This is a genomic window from Streptomyces fradiae (assembly GCF_041270065.1).
GTDB lineage: Bacteria > Actinomycetota > Actinomycetes > Streptomycetales > Streptomycetaceae > Streptomyces.
The window spans coordinates 6,376,535-6,394,776 of sequence record NZ_CP065958.1 but is presented as its reverse complement, the minus strand read 5'-3'; the positions used below and the strand labels follow the sequence as shown (position 1 = coordinate 6,394,776).

General features: G+C 72.6%; 14 protein-coding genes. 11 read left to right on the top strand and 3 right to left on the bottom strand.

The window, feature by feature from the left end; translation table 11 throughout:
- The first annotated feature begins 153 nt into the window (after positions 1 to 153).
- Both JAO84_RS28965 and JAO84_RS28960 read left to right on the top strand, forming a co-directional pair.
- On the top strand, positions 154 to 1,527 hold the full coding sequence (locus tag JAO84_RS28965) for an FAD-dependent oxidoreductase (protein WP_370415459.1): 1,374 nt from the start codon (positions 154 to 156) through the stop codon (positions 1,525 to 1,527).
- 66 nt (positions 1,528 to 1,593) lie between these two features.
- Positions 1,594 to 2,085 (top strand): hypothetical protein, encoded by a 492-nt coding sequence (locus tag JAO84_RS28960; RefSeq protein ID WP_370415458.1) that lies wholly within the window; start codon positions 1,594 to 1,596, stop codon positions 2,083 to 2,085.
- A 95-nt stretch (positions 2,086 to 2,180) separates the two neighbouring features.
- Here JAO84_RS28960 and hemE read toward each other — a convergent pair whose 3' ends face one another.
- Positions 2,181 to 3,257, bottom strand: a complete 1,077-nt coding sequence (gene hemE, locus JAO84_RS28955; RefSeq protein ID WP_370415457.1) for a uroporphyrinogen decarboxylase — start codon at positions 3,255 to 3,257, stop codon at positions 2,181 to 2,183.
- A 91-nt stretch (positions 3,258 to 3,348) separates the two neighbouring features.
- On the opposite strand from hemE, the gene JAO84_RS28950 reads away from it, so the two are divergent.
- The 9 genes from JAO84_RS28950 (at position 3,349) to JAO84_RS28910 (ending at position 14,636) form a co-directional block, all read left to right on the top strand.
- A complete protein-coding gene (locus JAO84_RS28950) occupies positions 3,349 to 4,101 on the top strand; it encodes a DUF3000 domain-containing protein (protein WP_370415456.1) in 753 nt (250 codons plus the stop codon).
- 329 nt (positions 4,102 to 4,430) lie between these two features.
- Positions 4,431 to 5,096 carry a response regulator transcription factor gene (locus JAO84_RS28945; protein WP_017242457.1) on the top strand — a complete coding sequence of 222 codons (666 nt, stop codon included), beginning with the start codon at positions 4,431 to 4,433 and terminating at the stop codon, positions 5,094 to 5,096.
- Between the two features lie 197 nt (positions 5,097 to 5,293).
- Complete coding sequence (locus JAO84_RS28940) at positions 5,294 to 6,574, top strand: HRDC domain-containing protein (RefSeq protein WP_370415455.1); 1,281 nt, start codon at positions 5,294 to 5,296, stop codon at positions 6,572 to 6,574.
- A 129-nt stretch (positions 6,575 to 6,703) separates the two neighbouring features.
- Positions 6,704 to 7,441 (top strand): ferritin-like domain-containing protein, encoded by a 738-nt coding sequence (locus JAO84_RS28935; protein ID WP_370415454.1) that lies wholly within the window; start codon positions 6,704 to 6,706, stop codon positions 7,439 to 7,441.
- Between the two features lie 334 nt (positions 7,442 to 7,775).
- A complete protein-coding gene (locus JAO84_RS28930) occupies positions 7,776 to 8,921 on the top strand; it encodes a helix-turn-helix domain-containing protein (RefSeq protein ID WP_370415453.1) in 1,146 nt (381 codons plus the stop codon).
- Entirely contained in the window at positions 8,918 to 10,675 is a 1,758-nt protein-coding gene (locus JAO84_RS28925) for a hypothetical protein (RefSeq protein ID WP_370415452.1), read from the top strand. The genes JAO84_RS28930 and JAO84_RS28925 overlap by 4 nt, the downstream gene beginning before the upstream one ends.
- Before the next feature lie 168 nt (positions 10,676 to 10,843).
- Positions 10,844 to 12,058, top strand: coding sequence for an acetyl-CoA C-acyltransferase (locus tag JAO84_RS28920; protein ID WP_265868438.1), 1,215 nt, complete (start codon positions 10,844 to 10,846; stop codon positions 12,056 to 12,058).
- On the top strand, positions 12,055 to 14,193 hold the full coding sequence (locus JAO84_RS28915; RefSeq protein WP_370415451.1) for a 3-hydroxyacyl-CoA dehydrogenase NAD-binding domain-containing protein: 2,139 nt from the start codon (positions 12,055 to 12,057) through the stop codon (positions 14,191 to 14,193). Before JAO84_RS28920 ends, JAO84_RS28915 begins: the two co-directional genes overlap by 4 nt.
- Positions 14,194 to 14,264: 71 nt before the next feature.
- Positions 14,265 to 14,636 carry an NTP pyrophosphohydrolase gene (locus JAO84_RS28910; RefSeq protein ID WP_370415450.1) on the top strand — a complete coding sequence of 124 codons (372 nt, stop codon included), beginning with the start codon at positions 14,265 to 14,267 and terminating at the stop codon, positions 14,634 to 14,636.
- Between the two features lie 20 nt (positions 14,637 to 14,656).
- Here JAO84_RS28910 and JAO84_RS28905 read toward each other — a convergent pair whose 3' ends face one another.
- A complete protein-coding gene (locus JAO84_RS28905; RefSeq protein WP_370415449.1) occupies positions 14,657 to 16,171 on the bottom strand; it encodes an amino acid permease in 1,515 nt (504 codons plus the stop codon).
- Positions 16,172 to 16,315: 144 nt separating this feature from the next.
- The gene (gene dxs / locus JAO84_RS28900; RefSeq protein WP_370415448.1) at positions 16,316 to 18,235 is read right to left on the bottom strand and encodes a 1-deoxy-D-xylulose-5-phosphate synthase; all 1,920 of its coding nucleotides are present in this window, start codon (positions 18,233 to 18,235) and stop codon (positions 16,316 to 16,318) included.
- Between the last annotated feature and the right edge of the window lie 7 nt (positions 18,236 to 18,242).

Sequence of the window (18,242 nt, the reverse complement as noted above, 5' to 3'; positions counted from 1 at the left end):
CTGGGGACCGTGCTCAGGGGGCGGCGCTCCTGGGGACCGTGCTCAGGGAGGCAGCGCCCATGGGACCACTCTCTCAAATCGCCCGGGCGGGCCGGTTCCGGACCCTGGCCGAAGGGCCCCGGCCGAACGGACCCTTCGTCGTAGCGTGTTCGTATGAGCGAACGACTGGTGGTCATCGGGGGCGACGCCGCGGGCATGTCCGCCGCCTCGCAGGCGCGCAGGCTCAAGGGGCCGGACGAACTGGAGATCGTCGCCTTCGAGCGGGGGCACTTCAGCTCGTACTCGGCCTGCGGCATCCCGTACTGGGTCGGCGGCGACGTACCCGTACGGGACAAGCTGATCGCCCGCAGCCCGGAGGAGCACCGGGCCCGGGACATCGACCTGCGGACCCGGACCGAGGTGGTCGAGATCGACGTCGCCGGGCAGCGGGTGCGCGCCCGGGACCTGGAGTCGGGCGCGGAGACGTGGACCGGCTTCGACAAGCTGGTGATCGCGACCGGGGCGCGGCCGCTGCGCCCGCCGCTGCCGGGCATCGACGCGCCGGGCGTGCACGGGGTGCAGACCCTGGACGACGGGGAGGCGCTGCTGGCCTCGCTGGACCGGGCGAAGGGCCGGCGGGCGGTGGTGGTCGGCGCCGGGTACATCGGCGTGGAGATGGCGGAGGCGCTGCTCGGCCACGGCTTCGAGGTGACGGTCCTGAACCGGGGCGAGCAGCCGATGGCGACCCTGGACCCGGACATGGGGCGGCTGGTGCACGAGGCGATGGACGGTCTGGGCATCACCACGGTCGGCTCGTCGCCGGTGAGGAAGGTCCTCACCGGCGGGGACGGCCGGGTGCGGGCGGTGGCGACGGACTCGGGCGAGTACCCGGCGGACGTGGTCGTCCTCGGTACGGGTGTGGTGCCGGAGACGGGCCTCGCGCGGGCGGCGGGGCTGCCCCTCGGCGCGTACGGCGGGCTGCTCACCGATCTGGCGATGCGGGTGCGGGGGCACGAGAACATCTGGGCCGGCGGCGACTGCGTGGAGGTCCTCGACCTGGTGTCGGGCCGCGAGCGGCACATCGCGCTCGGCACGCACGCCAACAAGCACGGCCAGGTGATCGGTGCGAACGTGGGCGGCGGCTACGCGACCTTCCCGGGCGTGGTGGGCACGGCGGTGTCCAAGGTGTGCGACCTGGAGATCGCCCGGACCGGGCTGCGCGAGAAGGACGCCCGCGAGGTGGGCCTGCGCTATGTGACGGTCACGATCGAGTCGACGAGCCGCGCGGGCTACTACCCGGGGGCGGCGCTGATGACGGTGAAGATGCTCGCGGAGCGCCGCACCGGCCGGCTGCTCGGCGTGCAGATCGTGGGCCGCGAGGGCGCGGCGAAGCGGGTGGACATCGCGGCGGTGGCGCTGACGGCCGGGATGACGGTGGAGCAGATGACGGCCCTGGACCTGGGGTACGCGCCGCCGTTCTCGCCGGTGTGGGACCCGGTCCTGGTGGCGGCGCGGAAGGCGGTGACGGCCGTACGGGCGGCGGGGTGACCCGGGCGGCGGCGTTACGGATGGTGACGAGTTGCGAGCCTTCCGTCACCGTGCGCGACTGATCGCATGATGCGACAGACACTGCGCGCGCTCTGCGCCGCCTCCCTCGCCCTCGCCCCGCTCGCCCTCGGCGCCGCGCCGGCGCACGCCCAGACCTCGTGCACGGTGAACGGCGTGCCGGTCACCGGCCCGAACGTGAACGGCACACCCGGCAGCGACATCATCGTCTGCTCCCTGGTCGAATCCGGGGAGAGCGTCAACGGCGGCGCCGGCAGCGACTACATCACCCTGACCGGGCCCGTGAACGGTCTCGTCTACGGCGGACCCGGCCGCGACAGCATCACGGCGCAGTCGGCCGCCACGGTGAACGGGTTCATCGTCGGCGCCGAGGACTCCGACCTCATCAGGGTCGCCGGCACGGTGACCAACCTCGTCGCCGGCGGCTCCGGGAACGACTACATCCAGGTCGCCACGAACGAGGGCGTGGTCACCGGTGACAGCGGCCTCGACGTGTGCCGGATCGGCACGGGCAATCCGGCCTTCGACTGCGAGGTGTGACCCCCGTGCCCGTGCCCGTGCTCTCGCGCGGGCCGCCGTGCCGGCTCGGGCCTCGCTCCGGCTCGGGCCTCGGTCCGGCTGCGGGCCTCGGTCCGTCAGACCGCCGTCCGCGTGTGGACGTGGTCGACCAGGCGGGTCAGCGCGTCCGGGTCGGTCGTCGGCAGCACCCCGTGACCGAGGTTGAAGACGTGCCCCTCCAGGCCCTTCGCGGCGGCCAGGACCTCGTCCGTCTTGGCCTCCACGGCCTCCCGGGTCGAGAACAGCACGGCCGGGTCGAGGTTGCCCTGGAGCGCCTTGCCCGGTCCGACCCGGCGGGCCGCCTCGTCGAGCGGGACCCGCCAGTCGACGCCGACGACGTCGGCGCCCGCCTCGCCCATGAGGCCGAGCAGCTCGCCCGTACCGACACCGAAGTGGATGCGCGGCACGCCGTACGAGGCGACCGCGTCGAAGACCTTGGTGGAGGCGGGCATCACCGAGCGGCGGTAGTCGGCCGGGGCGAGGGCGCCGACCCAGGAGTCGAAGAGCTGGACGGCGGAGGCGCCGGCCTCGATCTGCACCTTGAGGAAGGCCGAGGTGATCTCGGCGAGGCGGTCGAGCAGATCGGCCCACAGCTGCGGGTCGCCGTACATGAGCGCCTTGGTGTGCTCGTGGTTGCGCGACGGGCCGCCCTCGACGAGGTAGCTCGCGAGGGTGAACGGGGCGCCGGCGAAGCCGATCAGCGGGGTGGCGCCGAGCTCGGCGGTGAGCATGCCGATGGCCTCGGTGACGTAGTGCACGTCCTCCGGGGTGAGGTCGCGCAGCCGGGCCAGGTCTGCGCGGGTGCGGATGGGCTCGGCGACGACCGGGCCGACACCGGGCTTGATGTCGAGGTCGACGCCGATGGCCTTGAGGGGGACGACGATGTCGCTGAAGTAGATGGCGGCGTCGACCTTGTGGCGGCGCACCGGCTGCAGGGTGATCTCGGTGACCAGCTCGGGCCGCATGCAGGACTCGAGCATGGGGATGCCCTCGCGGACCTTGAGGTACTCGGGCAGGGACCGCCCGGCCTGCCGCATGAACCACACCGGGGTGTGCGGCACGGCCTCCCGCCGGCACGCCTTGAGGAAGGCGGAGTCGTACGTCTGCGGCTGGTGCTTCGTCTGCTGCCCCTCGGGGCCGTGGTTGGCGCTCACGCCCAGAATCTTCGCATGTGGCGAGAAGCCGCTCGCCCGGCCCGGGTGTCCCTCCCCGCACGCGGGCTCCGTTCCGCCTACTCTTCCCCGCATGGCTGCGGCTCAGGGACATTTTTCCGATCATTCCGACGGCGACAGAGGGACGAGGAAGACGGCGGGCGACAGGGTGAATCCCACGGATTCCACGGATCCCACGAACTCCGTGGATCCCCACGAGACGAACCCCGTGCCGGCCGCGTTCCGGCGGGCGGTCGAGGGGCTGCGCGCGGCCCGGCTGCGGCCGGAGATCGAGGTCGACCCGACCCGCCCGCCGCAGCGGCTCGCCCCGCACGCGTACGCCCTGGAGGCGGCGGTGGTGGCGGGCGAGGAGGACCTGGCGGACGGGCGGCTCGTGCTGCTGCACGACCCGGCCGGGCACGAGGCCTGGAAGGGCACCTTCCGGCTGGTGACGCTGGTACGGGCGGAGCTGGAGCCGGAGATGGCGGCGGACCCGCTGCTGCCGGAGGTGTGCTGGTCCTGGCTGACCGGGGCGCTGGACGCGCGGGGGCTCGCGTACGGGGAGGCGAGCGGGACCGTCACGATGGCGGGCTCCCACTATTTCGGGGGACTCGCGGAGCGGCGGCCGGCGACGCAGATCGAGATCCGGGCCTCGTGGTCGCCGGAGGCGGGCCCGGCGGGGGTGCCGGACACCGGGGCGCACCTGGCGGCCTGGTGCGATCTGCTGTGCCAGGTCGCGGGGCTTCCGCCGGCGCCGGCGGACCCGGGGGCGGGGCCGGGCGCGGGGACGACCTCGGGGGCGGGTGTGGTGTCGCTGCCGCAGCGCCGGGGGCCGCAGCAGGCGTAGCCAGTGTGGGGGCTGGGGCGCGGGGGCGTTTTTCGGACATTTTCGGTCGGGTCGCGGTCGGGGCGCGGGCGGCTTCGGGCCCGCGAGGGCTCGAAAGCGTTCGAAAGGGCCCGCCGGACCGTCCCCCGAAAGACTCACGACCGCGTGAGGCTCGTACGATGATCGATCACGCGTCCGAATTGCCCCAATTGTTACTCACCAAATCGTGATCTTTCCCTAAAGGCGGGCGGGCAAGGTGCCGAAGGAGTCAGTGACCCCTTCACAGCACGGGTTCGCCCCCGGCTTCTTCCCCGAGCCGGCTCCGTCCCGCACCTTCCCCAGGAGGCCTGGTGTCCGTTCTCCTCGAGCAGCCCGCAAGCCTGGTCGCCTACCGCCCGAACAAGCCGACGGCCATGGTCGTCGTGGCCGACCCGCGCGTCCGCTCCACCGTCACCCGCCACCTGTGGGCGCTCGGGGTGCGCGACGTCATCGAGGCGTCGTCCATCGCGGAGGCCCGTCCCCGCGTCGGCAATCCGCGCGACATCTGCGTGGCCGACGTCCATCTGCCCGACGGCAGCGGTCTGACGCTGCTGTCCGAGACCCGCGCGGCGGGCTGGCCCAACGGCCTCGCCCTCTCCGCCGCCGACGACATCGGCGCCGTGCGCAACGCCCTCGCCGGCGGCGTCAAGGGATACGTCGTCACCGGCACCCGCACCAACATCGGCCACCCCACCCGCCCGGGCGCGGCCCCCATCGGCTCGGCGGCCGCCCGCCTCGGCCACCGCCGCCCCCCGGGTGCCCCGAGCCACCCGGGCGGCTACCGCGAGCTCTCCGGCCGCGAGGTCGAGGTCCTGCGCCTCGTCGCCGAGGGCCAGTCGAACAAGGCGATCGGCGTCTCCATGGGCCTCTCCGCCCTCACGGTGAAGAGCCACCTCGCCCGCATCGCCCGCAAGCTGGGCACCGGCGACCGCGCCGGCATGGTCGCGGTGGCCCTGCGCACCGGGATCATCCACTGAGCGGCGGCCCGGTCTCCCGCCGGGCGTGAAGAACGGTGGGCGCCCACCGACGGAACGTTCCCTCTCATCGGGACGCCGGGTCCGCACGACGGCCCGGCGTCCCGGTCAGCTCCGATCCGACGCGAAACCGAACTCGGATCCGATGTCGCGGACTGTTCCGTCGCTGGGCGCTTGCCATTCACAGATACCCTTGACAGGTGACCGACGCCCAAGACACCGCGAGTGACACCGCACTGCGAACCACCGGGGGCGCCCCCTCGGACGACGACGTCCCTCCGCGTGGGCTGCCGATCCCGCTGCTCGAACCCCGCGAGGGCATTCCGCCCGTCGTGGCCTCCGAGGACGCCCTGGCGCAGGTGGTCGCCGCCTTCGCGGCCGGCCGCGGGCCCGTCGCCGTCGACGCCGAACGGGCGTCCGGCTACCGCTACGGGCAGCGCGCCTATCTGGTCCAGCTGCGCCGGGAGGGCGCGGGGACCGCGCTGATCGACCCCGTGGGCTGCCCCGATCTGTCCGGACTCGGCGAGGCGCTCGACGGGACCGAGTGGATCCTGCACGCCGCGACGCAGGACCTGCCCTGCCTGCGGGACATAGGCATGCTGCCGAGCCGGCTGTTCGACACCGAGCTGGCCGGGCGGCTCGCGGGCTTCCCGCGGGTGGGCCTGGGCGCGATGGTCGAGTCGGTGCTCGGTTTCGCCCTGGAGAAGGGCCACTCCGCGGTCGACTGGTCCACCCGCCCGCTCCCCGACCCCTGGCTGCGCTACGCGGCGCTCGACGTGGAGCTCCTCGTGGACCTGCGCGACGAGCTGGAGAAGGAGCTCGACCGGCAGGGCAAGCTGGAGTGGGCGCTGCAGGAGTTCGACGCGATCGCCTCGGCCCCGCCGGCGCCGCCGCGCAAGGACCCCTGGCGCCGCACCTCGGGCATGCACAAGGTGCGCCGGCGCCGTCAGATGGCGGTGGTACGGGAGCTGTGGACGACCCGTGACCGGATCGCCCAGCGGCGCGACGTCTCCCCCGGCAAGGTGCTGAGCGACGCGGCGATCGTCGAGGCGGCCCTGGCGCTGCCGCCGAACGCGGGCGCGCTCTCCGCGCTGCCCGGCTTCGGGCAGCGGATGGGCCGGCGTCAGCTGGAGCAGTGGCAGGCGGCGGTGGACCGGGCGAAGGCGCTGCCGGAGGCCGAGCTGCCGCAGCCGGGCCAGCAGGTGGCGGGCCCGCCGCCGCCGCGCGCCTGGGCGGACAAGGACCCGGCGGCCGCGGCGCGCCTGTCCGCGGCCCGTACCGCGGTCTCGGCGCTCGCGGAGCAGCTGCATCTGCCGCAGGAGAACCTGATGACCCCGGACACCGTGCGCCGGGTCTGCTGGGAGCCGCCGCAGCCGACGGAGGACGCGGTCGAGGCCGCCCTCAGCGGCTACGGCGCCCGCCCCTGGCAGGTGCATCTGGTGGCGCCGCTGCTTGTGCAGGCGCTGCGGGCGAACGCGTAAGGGAACCGGCAGAAGCCCCCGGTGCCTCGGGAGAGGCACCGGGGGCTTCTGCGTGTCCTGTGTCCCGGTTCTGTCACCGCTCCGGCGAAGTCGTTTTGAACACGCTCAACCGCCGCTAGGTTTCTGAACATGATCAAAACGATAGGCACGACGAACGGGTACGAGGACTGGGTCGACGACTTCACCGCCGAGCGCGCCCGCCGGGACGCCCTCGGCGACCCCGACTGGACCCGCGGCGCCCGGCTGCCGGCCGCGCTGATCCGGAGCGTCCAGCGCTTCCAGGTCGGCGAGGACGGCGACGGCGCGCAGCTCAAGGCCAAGGCACGCCGGGCCGGCGACCCGGTGTACGGCGAGGCGGTCGCCCTCTTCGTCGCCGAGGAGCAGAACCACGCCCGACTCCTCGCCTTGCTGCTCGCCGCGGCGGACGCCCCGACCCTGCCGGGCCACTGGACCGACACCGCCTTCGTACGCCTGCGCCGCCTGCTCGGCCTGCGTACCGAACTCCTGGTCCTGATGGTCGCCGAGGCGGTCGCCCTGCACTACTACCGCGCCCTGCGCGACGGCTCCCCCGACCCGCTGACCGCCGAGGTCGCCGCCCGCATCCTCGCCGACGAACAGCGCCACGTCCCCTTCCACTGCCGCCGCCTCCGCGAGTCCCTGGCCCCCTTCCCGCCCCCGGCCCGCCGCGCCGCCACCCTCGTCTGGCAGTCCCTCCTCACCGCCGCCGCCCTCACCGTCGCCCACGACCACGGCCCGGCCCTCCGCGCCCTCGGCCTCCGCCGCACCGCCTTCGTCCGGGCCGTCCTGCGGGACTCGGGACCGATGGCGGCGGCGATGGACGGGCGGGCACCTCTGCCGGATCACTGACCCGGCCGGCACCGAGCAACTGGGCGAGCACGCCCGCGGCGGCCCGGCGACGGGCCGGGCGCGCGGACCAGACCGCCGGCAGCGCGACGGCCGCGAGAAGGAGCGCGGGCCAGAGCCCGATCAAGCTCAGCGCCAGCACCATCGGCCAGGACGACATGGGAACTCCCCTCGGTCGGGCGGCGGTTCCGGACCACCGCCCGACCGACTGTGGGCCACCGGCCGCCCCGGGCGGCGAGTGGCCGAAGATTCCCGAAGCATCGGGCGGTCCTGGCAGGTCAGCACGTACGCTGCTGCTTCTGGGGCCGAAGTCGTCCGAATGTCGGGGGGCCAGTTCGTGACCGATGCTCCGGGCGCCGTCGCCCATTTCTGTGCCGCGCTGCGCCATCTCGTCCAGGCACACCACGTGCCGCAGTCGGCTCTGGCGCGGGCCCTGCACCGGAGCGAGTCGACTGTCTCCGAGCTGCTGGCCGGACGCCGTTCCACCGCTCCCCGGCTGGACGACGTCTTGCGGATCGTCCGGTTCTGCCGCGAGCACACGAGCGTCCCCGATCTGCCCGGTCTCTCACTCGACCCGGCCTACTGGCGGTTCCGCCATGCGGAGCTGGAGGTGCTCGCCGACGCCGAGGCCGGCGAGCAGCGCCGACAGCGCCCGCCGCGTCCCGAGGTGGACCGGCGGGCCTGGCTGGAGGAGGACGGGGGTGATGTCGCCGGCGCGGTCGCCGTCCTGGCCGGGAGGCGGGCGCGGCTGCAGGACTTCGCCGAGGAGCTGCTGGCGCCGCTGACCCTGGACGGTTCTCCACCGGCGGACCTGCGGGCGCTCCTCGACGGATACCCCGGCCGGGTGCGCGCCGCCCTGGGCACGGAGCGGACCGCGCTGCTGTGCGCGGCCGACGTCGTCCTGCATGTCGCCGCGTTCTGCGAGGCCGTGGCCCGGGCGGGCTTCACGCCTGCCGAGGATTGGAGCGCCGGTCCGGCCGATGTCACCACCGACGTCCTCCACGAGCTCGGCCAGATCGAGCTGGGCTCGTTCCGGGTCCGGGAGCCGGCGGAGCTGCGCGCCGAGCTCGCCGCCTCGTACCGGGCGGCGGGGGAGGTCGTACGACGCCCGGCCGCTCCGGGCGGCCCCGCACCCGAGCAGCTCGCGCGGGAGGCGATGCGGAGGTACGACGCCCTGGTGTCCGGCCTCTGCTGGGACTGCCCGGAGTTCCGTCTGACGTCCGACAGCATGGTCGTGCCCATGGAGGAGGACGAGCCGCCCGCCCGCGAGGACCGCACGGGGCTCGGCAGGATGGGCACGCTGCTGAGCGCGTTCGCCGACGGCGGGCGCGCGCCCGACCGGGCGCGGGCACGGCTGCGGGCCCCCATCGCCGCCGTCGAGGGTTCGGGTCTCGTGATCCCCAGCCTCGCCGAGGGATATGTGGCGCCGTCCTTCCGCTTCGCGCCCCGCCCGGTGGACCGTCATCTGGCCGGGAGGTCGTGAAGCACGCGGGCCCGCTGCCGGAAGCCGCGGAGGCCGGAGCCGTGGAGGACGAGCTGCGGCGGCTCGCGGTGATCGCGACCGGCATGTTCCATCGCGGCAGCCAGAGCATCACGGCGCAGGAGGCCGAGCGGGATGTCGCGCTCCTTCTGGAGGCCGAGCCCTCGCCGCTGGTCTTCGGGCGCTTCTTCTTCGTCCACGAGTCCCAGGCGGTGGTGGCGGAGGCGGAACTGCGCTCGTACGAGTTCCTTCACGCCACCTTCGGCGAGCATCTGGCGGCCCGGCTGATCAGCCGCGAGCTCGCCGCCCTGCTGTCCGCTCATTCCGCCGACGGGCGCCCACCGGTCGGCCGGCGGCTGCGCGCCCTGCTGTCCGTGGTGCCGCTGACCGACCGCGCGGAGGTGGTGCGCAATGTCCGCGAGCTGATCGCGGCGGACGGTGGGGATGTCCGCCGGTCGCTCGTGGAACTGCTGCGGGCGCTCTTCGCGCAGGCCGGGCAGGACGGCTCGCGCGGCCGGGATCTCGCGTACCGGCCGATCGGCCAGAGCGCCGTGGAGCGTGACGCGATCTACGGCGCGAACCTCCTGCTGCTGGCCGTCGCGGTCGCCGGGGAGCTCGACCTGACCACTTTTCTGTGCGGGCACCGGGAGCCGGCCGACGCCTGGTCGCGTCACGCCCATCTGTGGCGGTCGCAGTTCGGTGACGCCTCATGGACCTCGTTCAGCCGGTTCCTCTCCCTGCGGCGTGGACTGCGGGTCGCCGTGCGCGAGGAGGGCGCGGACGACCCGGACGTCGCCGGATACGGGGACGTCCCGGCCCGGTCCGCACCCGTGCGGGCGCCCCGTCAGGGCGGATTTCACGTGCCGGACGCGGTCTCCGCGACGGAGTTGATGCGCCGCGTGGCCTTCGTGGGCGACAGCGACGCCACGGACCTCCTCCACCTCGTGGTCCCGTTGCTCGATCGGCTGCCCGGCACGCTGCGGACGTACCACTCGGACGGGGCCGGAGAGAGCCGCTCCGCGGCCCACCTGCTCGTGTCGCTGCTGAGCCGGAGCCATGGGACGGCCACGGAGCTGGCGGGCGCGTATGCCGGTCTGGTCGTGATGCTGCCGGACCTGCCCGAGGAGGATCTGCCGCGGATGCGCGAGGCCGTGGCGAGGCAGCTGGTCCACGACGCCGCCCGGCTGCCGGGGCCCGCGGCCGTGGAGGTCCTGCGGGCCCTGACCCTGTCGGCGGTGCCGGACCCGGCTCCCGGGCGGCACGCGGCCACGTGGCGGCTGCTGCTCGGCTGCGTCCAGGAGCAGGCCGGACGCCCCGACGTGGCCCAGGCCGAGCTGGACACGATCGCCTCCCGGCTGGGCGCATTCCTCCGGACCGCCGGCGAGCAGTCGGACCTGGCCACCGCCGTCGCCCAGGCGGACACCACCCATGTCTGGCAGCACGCCGGGCCGGGCCGGGCACGCGGTGTTCTGGACCGGCACCGGGCCGCCCTGGCCGGCGTCCCGGCGGCCGAGCGGCCACGTCTGACGGTCGGGCTGCTGCGGCTGGCCCGGGAGCTGGGCCGGGACGACTGGCTGGCCGAGCACGCCGAGGCGTTGCTCCTGACGCTGGACCTCGCCGCTCTGGGGCGGCTCCGGCCGACGGACGCCGACGTTCTGCTGCCGTTCGTCAGGGAGACGGCTCTGCGGCGGCTCCTCGACCGCATCCGTACCGTCTGGCGGGGCGACCCTGCGGCGATCCCGACGGCGGACACGTGACCCGTCCGGTGCGTCGGGCGGGTGTGACCTTCGCCGCTTGGGGCGGGGGGACTGGGCAGTCTGGTTACCCGCAAGTAGCATGGGGGGAGCAAGCGCGCGCTTAGGTGCGTGTCGGGCCGTGTGCCCGCGCAGCAGCAGTGCCATCCCGCACCCTGGAGGAGAGCCATCGTGCCTCGTACCGTCAGGGACGTCGTCTTCGTCGACGGCGTCCGTACCCCGTTCGGCAAGGCGGGCCCGAAGGGCATCTACCACGAGACCCGCGCCGACGACCTCGTCGTCAAGGCCATCCGGGAGCTGCTGCGCCGCAACCCCGGCCTCGACCCCGCGAAGATCGACGAGGTCGCCATCGCCGCGACCACGCAGATCGGCGACCAGGGCCTGACCCTCGGCCGCACCGCCGGCATCCTGGCCGGTCTGCCGCAGTCCGTGCCGGGCTACTCGATCGACCGCATGTGCGCCGGCGCGCTGACCGCCGTGACGACGACGGCCGGTTCGATCGCCTTCGGCGCGTACGACGCCGTCATCGCCGGTGGTGTCGAGCACATGGGCCGCCACCCCATGGGCGAGGGCGTGGACCCGAACCCGCGGTTCGTCAGCGAGAAGCTGGTCGACGAGTCCGCCCTCTTCATGGGCATGACCGCCGAGAACCTGCACGACCGCTACCCGAGCATCACCAAGCAGCGCGCCGACGAGTACGCCGTGCGCTCGCAGGAGAAGGCCGCCAAGGCGTACGCCGACGGCAAGATCCAGCAGGACCTGGTGCCGATCTCGGTCCGCCGCACCTCCCCCGAGGGCGGCGAGACGGGCTGGGGCCTGGTCACCGCCGACGAGCCGATGCGCCCGGGCACCACCCTGGAGTCGCTGGCGAACCTGAAGACGCCGTTCCGCGTCCACGGCAACGTCACCGCGGGCAACGCGGCCGGCCTGAACGACGGCGCCACCGCCTCGATCATCGCCTCCGAGGACTTCGCCCGCGAGAACAACCTCCCGGTGAAGATGCGCCTGGTCTCCTACGCCTTCGCCGGCGTGGAGCCCGAGGTCATGGGCTACGGCCCGATCCCGGCCACCGAGAAGGCGCTTGCCAAGGCCGGCCTGTCCATCTCGGACATCGGTCTCTTCGAGATCAACGAGGCCTTCGCCGTCCAGGTCCTCGCGTTCCTGGAGCACTACGGCATCGCCGACGACGACGCGCGCGTCAACCAGTACGGCGGCGCCATCGCGTACGGCCACCCGCTCGCCTCCTCCGGCGTCCGTCTGATGACGCAGCTGGCCCGCCAGTTCGAGGAGAACCCGCAGGTCCGCTACGGCCTCAACACCATGTGCGTCGGCTTCGGCATGGGCGCGACGGTCATCTGGGAGAACCCCCACTGGGAGGGCAAGTGAGCACCACCGCCGAGCTTCTGAAGGGCGCCGCCGAGCTCTTCCCGGACGAGGTCGTGACCTCGGCCCACGTACGGCACTTCGAACTCCCGGCCAACGCCGGCCGGTTCGCGCTGATCACGCTGGACAACGGCTTCGACCACACCAAGCCGACCACCTTCGGCCCGCAGTCCCTCGCCAACCTGAACACGGCGATCGACCAGGTCGAGGCGGAGGCCGCCAACGGTGAGATCGTCGGCGTCGGCATCACCGGCAAGCCGTTCATCTTCGCCGTCGGCGCCGACCTCAAGGGCGTCGAGTTGCTGAAGCAGCACGACGAGGCGCTGGCCATCGGCAAGGGCGGCCACGACGTCTTCAAGCGGCTTTCCGCGCTCGCCGTGCCGACCTTCGCGTACTACAACGGCGCGGCCATGGGCGGCGGCGTCGAGGTCGGTCTGCACTGCAGCTACCGCACCGTCTCCAAGGCGCTCCCGGCCTTCTCGCTGCCCGAGGTCTTCCTCGGTCTCGTCCCCGGCTGGGGCGGCTGCGCGATCCTGCCGAACCTGATCGGCGCGGAGAAGGCCGTCTCGGTCATCATCGAGAACAGCCTCAACCAGAACCGTCAGCTCAAGGGCAAGCAGGTCTTCGAGCTCGGCATCGCCGACGCGATCTTCGAGGGCGCCGACTTCCTTGAGCAGTCGCTCATCTGGACCGCCGGCGTGCTGAACGGCTCCGTGACCGTCGAGCGTCCCGAGGTCGACCGCGGCGAGGCCTGGGACCAGGCCGTCGCCAAGGGCCGCGCCATCGCCGACTCCAAGGTGCACGGCGCCGCCCCGGCCGCCTACCGCGCCCTGGCGATCATCGAGGCCGCCAAGGACGGCGACCTGCAGAAGGGCTTCGACGCCGAGGACCAGGCCCTCGCGGACCTGATCATGGGCGGCGAGCTGCGCTCCGGCATCTACGCCTTCAACCTGGTGCAGAAGCGCGGCAAGCGCCCGGCCGGTGCCCCGGACAAGAACCTGGCCCGCCCGGTCACCAAGGTCGGCGTCGTCGGCGCCGGTCTGATGGCCTCCCAGCTGGCCCTGCTGTTCCTGCGCCGCCTGGAGGTGCCGGTCGTCCTGACCGACATCGACCAGGAGCGCATCGACAAGGGCGTGGGCTACGTCCACGGCGAGATCGACAAGCTGCTCGGCAAGGGCCGCATCAACCAGGACAAGGCCAACCGCCTCAAGGGCCTGGTCACCGGTGTCCTGGACAAGGCCGCCGGCTTCGCGGACGCGGACTTCATCATCGAGGCCGTGTTCGAGGAGATGTCGGTCAAGCAGACGGTGTTCGCGGAGGTCGAGGCGGTCGCCCCGGCGCACGCGATCCTCGCCACCAACACCTCCTCGCTGTCCGTCAGCGAGATGGCCTCCAAGCTCCAGCACCCGGAGCGCGTGGTCGGCTTCCACTTCTTCAACCCGGTCGCGGTCCTCCCGCTCCTGGAGATCGTCCGCGGCGAGAAGACCGACGACGCCTCGCTGGCCACCGCGTTCGGTGTCGCCAAGAAGCTGAAGAAGACCGCGGTCCTGACGAAGGACGCCCCGGCGTTCGTCGTGAACCGCATCCTCACCCGCTTCATGGGCGAGATCCAGAACATCATCGACGAGGGCACCCCGGTGGCCGTGGCGGAGAAGGCGGTCGAGCCGCTCGGCCTGCCGATGTCCCCGCTGGTCCTCCTGGAGCTCGTCGGCCCGGCCATCGGTCTGCACGTCTCCGAGACCCTGAACCGCGCCTTCCCGGAGCGCTTCAAGGTCTCCCCCAACCTGAAGGCCGTCGTCGAGGCCGGCAAGCGCGGCTTCTATGTCTACAAGCCGGAGAACGGCTTCAAGCCGGAGCTCGACCCCGAGGTCGCCGCGCTCCTCAAGCAGGGCGACGTCGTCCTGACCGAGGAGCAGGCCCGCGACCGCGTCCTGGACGCGGTGGCGCAGGAGATCGGCCTGATGCTGGAGGAGGGTGTCGTCGCCGAGGCGCAGGACATCGACCTCTGCCTGATCACCGGTGCGGGCTGGCCCTTCCACCTGGGCGGCATCACGCCGTACCTGGACCGTGAGGGCGTCTCGGAGCGCGTCAACGGCAAGCGGTTCCTGGCGCAGGGCGTGGCGAGCGTCCCGGCGTAACGCCACCGCGTAACCCGTACGGGTGGCGGCCCGGTACCACGATGGTGGTGCCGGGCCGTCATGCTGTCCCCATGGACCTGCTGCCTCTCCTGATCGTCGACGGTGCCAACGTGGTGGGCTCGGTGCCCGACGGCTGGTGGAAGGACCGGCGCGGGGCCGCCGAGCGGCTGCGGGACCGGCTCGCCGAGCGGGGCGGGCCGGTGGAGGGGCCGTACCCCGGGCCGTACGAGATCGTGCTCGTCCTGGAGGGGCGGGCGCGGGGCGTTACGGCGGTGCCGGGGGTACGGATCGAGGAGGCGTCTGGCAGCGGCGACGACCTGATCGCGGAGCTGGCCCGGAACGCCGAAGGCCGGCCGTGCCTGGTGGTCACGGCCGACCGGGAACTGCGGCGGCGGGTGGAGGAGAGCGGCGCGAACTGTGTGGGTCCGCGCGCTCTCCCTTAGGCCGAACGGGTGCGGGGGCTTCAGTACTTCGCGTCCTGGCCCAGCTTGCCGAGGCGGCTGTGCCGGCGGCCGTACAGGAAGTAGACGACGAAGCCGATGATCATCCAGATGGCGAAGCGGAGCCAGGTCTCGCCCGGCAGGTTCAGCATCAGCCACAGCGAGGCGGCGATGGAGAGGATCGGCAGCACCGGCACCCACGGGGTGCGGAAGGCGCGGTGCAGGTCGGGGCGGGTGCGGCGGAGCACCATCACGCCGGCGGCGACCACCACGAAGGCGAACAGGGTGCCGATGTTCACCAGGGTCGCCAGCTCGTTGATGCTGGTGAAGCCGGCGACGATCGCGATGATCACGCCGAGCAGGATGGTCGGGCGGTACGGGGTGCGGAACTTCGGGTGGGTGATGGAGAAGAACCGCGGCAGCAGCCCGTCGCGGCTCATCGCGAAGAACACCCGGGTCTGGCCGAGCAGCAGGATCAGACAGACCGTGGTGAGGCCGATGGCGGCGCCGAAGCTGATCACGCCCGCGTAGAACGGGTGCCCGACGGCCTTGAAGGCGTCGGCGAGCGGGGCGCTGACGGACAGTTCGGTGTAGTGCTGCATACCGGTGACGACCAGGGCCACCGCCACGTACAGCACCGTGCAGATGAGGAGCGAGCCGAGGATGCCGCGGGGCATGTCGCGCTGGGGCAGCTTGGTCTCCTCGGCGGCGGTGGCGACCACGTCGAAGCCGATGAAGGCGAAGAAGACCACGGACGCTGCGGTGAAGATGCCCATCACGCCGAAGTTGGTGGGCTCGTAACCGAACATCAGCTGGACCAGCGGGGCGGTCTCCCAGCCGCCGCCGGTCTCCGGGGTGACCGCGTCGGGGATGAACGGCTTGTAGTTGTCGCCGACGATGAAGAACAGACCGGCGACGATCACGATCATGACCACGGTGACCTTGATCGCGACGACCAGGGCGGTGATCCGGGCGGACAGCTTCATGCCGAGGACCAGGACCACGGTGAGGACCAGGACCAGGATGAAGGCCAGGATGTCGAAGGTGCCTCCCGGCACGTCCGGCCCTTCGAGTGACGCCGGTAGGTGCCAGCCGATGTTGTCCATCAGCGAGCGCACATAGCCGGACCAGCCGACCGCCACCACCGCGGTGCCGAGCGCGAACTCCAGGACGAGGTCCCAGCCGATGATCCAGGCCGGCAGCTCGCCGATGGAGGCGTACGCGAAGGTGTACGCCGAACCGGCGACGGGCACCGTCGACGCGAACTCCGCGTAGCACAGGGCGGCGAGGGCGCAGACGATGCCCGCGGCGACGAAGGCCAGGGCGGTCGCCGGTCCCGCGTTCTCCTTCGCCACCTTGCCGGTGAGGACGAAGATGCCGGTGCCGATGATGACGCCGACGCCGAACACGGTGAGGTCCCAGGCGGAGAGGGACTTCTTGAGCGCGTGCTCGGGCTCCTCGGTGTCGCGGATCGACTGTTCGACCGACTTGGTCCGGAACAGACCGTCGTTCGCTCGTGGCTGCTGGTCCGTACTCACGTAGCACCTCCCTGGCGCGGGCCCTGGCAGGGGGCTGCCCGCCCTCAGGCCAGGATGCACGCGGAAGGGCCGGTCGGCACTCCGAAGAGTGAGCCGACCGGCCCAAGGGTGACGCCGTGTGAGGTACGGGCGTCTCAGGATCCGTCAGTCCCGGGCGGGCTCCACGGCCTTGCTGCTGCTCTCGTACCGCCCGTCGAGGCGCGAGACCAGACCGGTGACCTGGCGCGCGATGTCCGGGGCGGTCAGACCGATCTCGGCCAGGACCTCGCCGCGGGAGGCGTGGTCCAGGAAACGCGGCGGGATGCCGAAGTCACGCAGCGGAACGTCGACGCCCGCGTCGCGCAGGGCCTGCGCCACGGCGGAGCCGACGCCGCCGACGCGGCTGTTGTCCTCGACGGTGACGACCACCCGGTGGCGCTCGGCGAGCGGGGCCAGGGCCTCGTCGACGGGCTTGACCCAGCGCGGGTCGATCACCGTGGTGGAGATGCCCTGCTGGTCCAGGAGACCGGCGATCTCCAGGCACATCGGGGCGAGCGCGCCGACGGAGACCAGGAGGACGTCGGGCTTGTCGCTGCCCGCCTCGCGCAGCACGTCCATGCCGCCGATCCGGCGCAGCGCCGGGACCGCGGGGCCGACCGCGCCCTTGGAGAAGCGCACCACGGTGGGCGCGTCGGTGACCTCGACGGCCTCGCGCAGCTGGGCGCGGACCTGGTCGGCGTCGCGCGGGGCGGCGAGCCGCAGGCCGGGCACGACCTGCAGGATCGACATGTCCCACATGCCGTTGTGCGAGGCGCCGTCGGTGCCGGTGACGCCGGCCCGGTCGAGCACGAAGGTGACGCCGCACTTGTGCAGCGCCACGTCCATCAGGACCTGGTCGAAGGCGCGGTTGAGGAAGGTCGCGTAGACCGCGAAGACCGGGTGCAGACCGCCGGTGGCGAGGCCGGCCGCGGAGACCGCGGCGTGCTGCTCGGCGATGCCGACGTCGAAGACCCGCTCCGGGAAGGCCTTGGCGAACTTGTCGAGGCCGACCGGCTGGAGCATGGCCGCCGTGATGGCGACGATGTCCTCGCGCTCCTTGCCGAGCGCGACCATCTCCTCGCCGAAGACGCTGGTCCAGTCGGCGCCCGAGGAGGAGATCGGCAGACCGGTGTCGGGGTGGATCTTGCCGACCGCGTGGAAGCGGTCGGCCTCGTCCTGCAGGGCCGGCTGGTAGCCGCGGCCCTTCTCGGTGAGGCAGTGCACGATGACCGGGCCGCCGAAGCGCTTGGCGCGGGTGAGCGCCGACTCCAGGGCCTCGATGTCGTGGCCGTCGATCGGGCCGACGTACTTCAGGCCGAGGTCCTCGAACATGCCCTGCGGGGCGATGAAGTCCTTCAGGCCCTTCTTGGCGCCGTGCAGGGTCTCGTAGAGCGGCTTCCCGACGACCGGGGTGCGCTCCAGGATGTCCTTGCCGCGGGCGAGGAAGCGCTCGTAGCCGTCGGTGGTGCGCAGGGTCGCCAGGTGGTTGGCGAGTCCGCCGATGGTGGGGGCGTAGGAGCGCTCGTTGTCGTTGACGACGATGACGACCTGGCGGTCCTTGGCGTCGGCGATGTTGTTGAGCGCCTCCCAGGCCATGCCTCCGGTCAGCGCGCCGTCGCCGATGACGGCGACGACGTGGTCGTCCTTCTTCAGGACCTCGTTGGCCTTGGCGAGGCCGTCGGCCCAGCCGAGGACGGTCGAGGCGTGCGAGTTCTCGATGACGTCGTGCTCGGACTCGGCCTGCGAGGGGTAGCCGGACAGGCCGCCCTTCATCTTGAGCTTGGAGAAGTCCTGGCGGCCGGTGAGCAGCTTGTGCACATAGCTCTGGTGGCCGGTGTCCCACAGGACGCGGTCCTTGGGCGAGTCGAAGACGCGGTGGAGGGCGATGGTCAGTTCGACCACGCCGAGGTTGGGGCCGAGGTGCCCGCCGGTCTTGGAGACGGCGTCCACGAGGAAAGTCCTGATCTCCTCGGCCAGCTGTTCCAGCTGTTCCGAGGAGAGCCGGTCCAGGTCTCGCGGTCCCCTGATACGGGTCAGCAGAGCCACCCGTGCC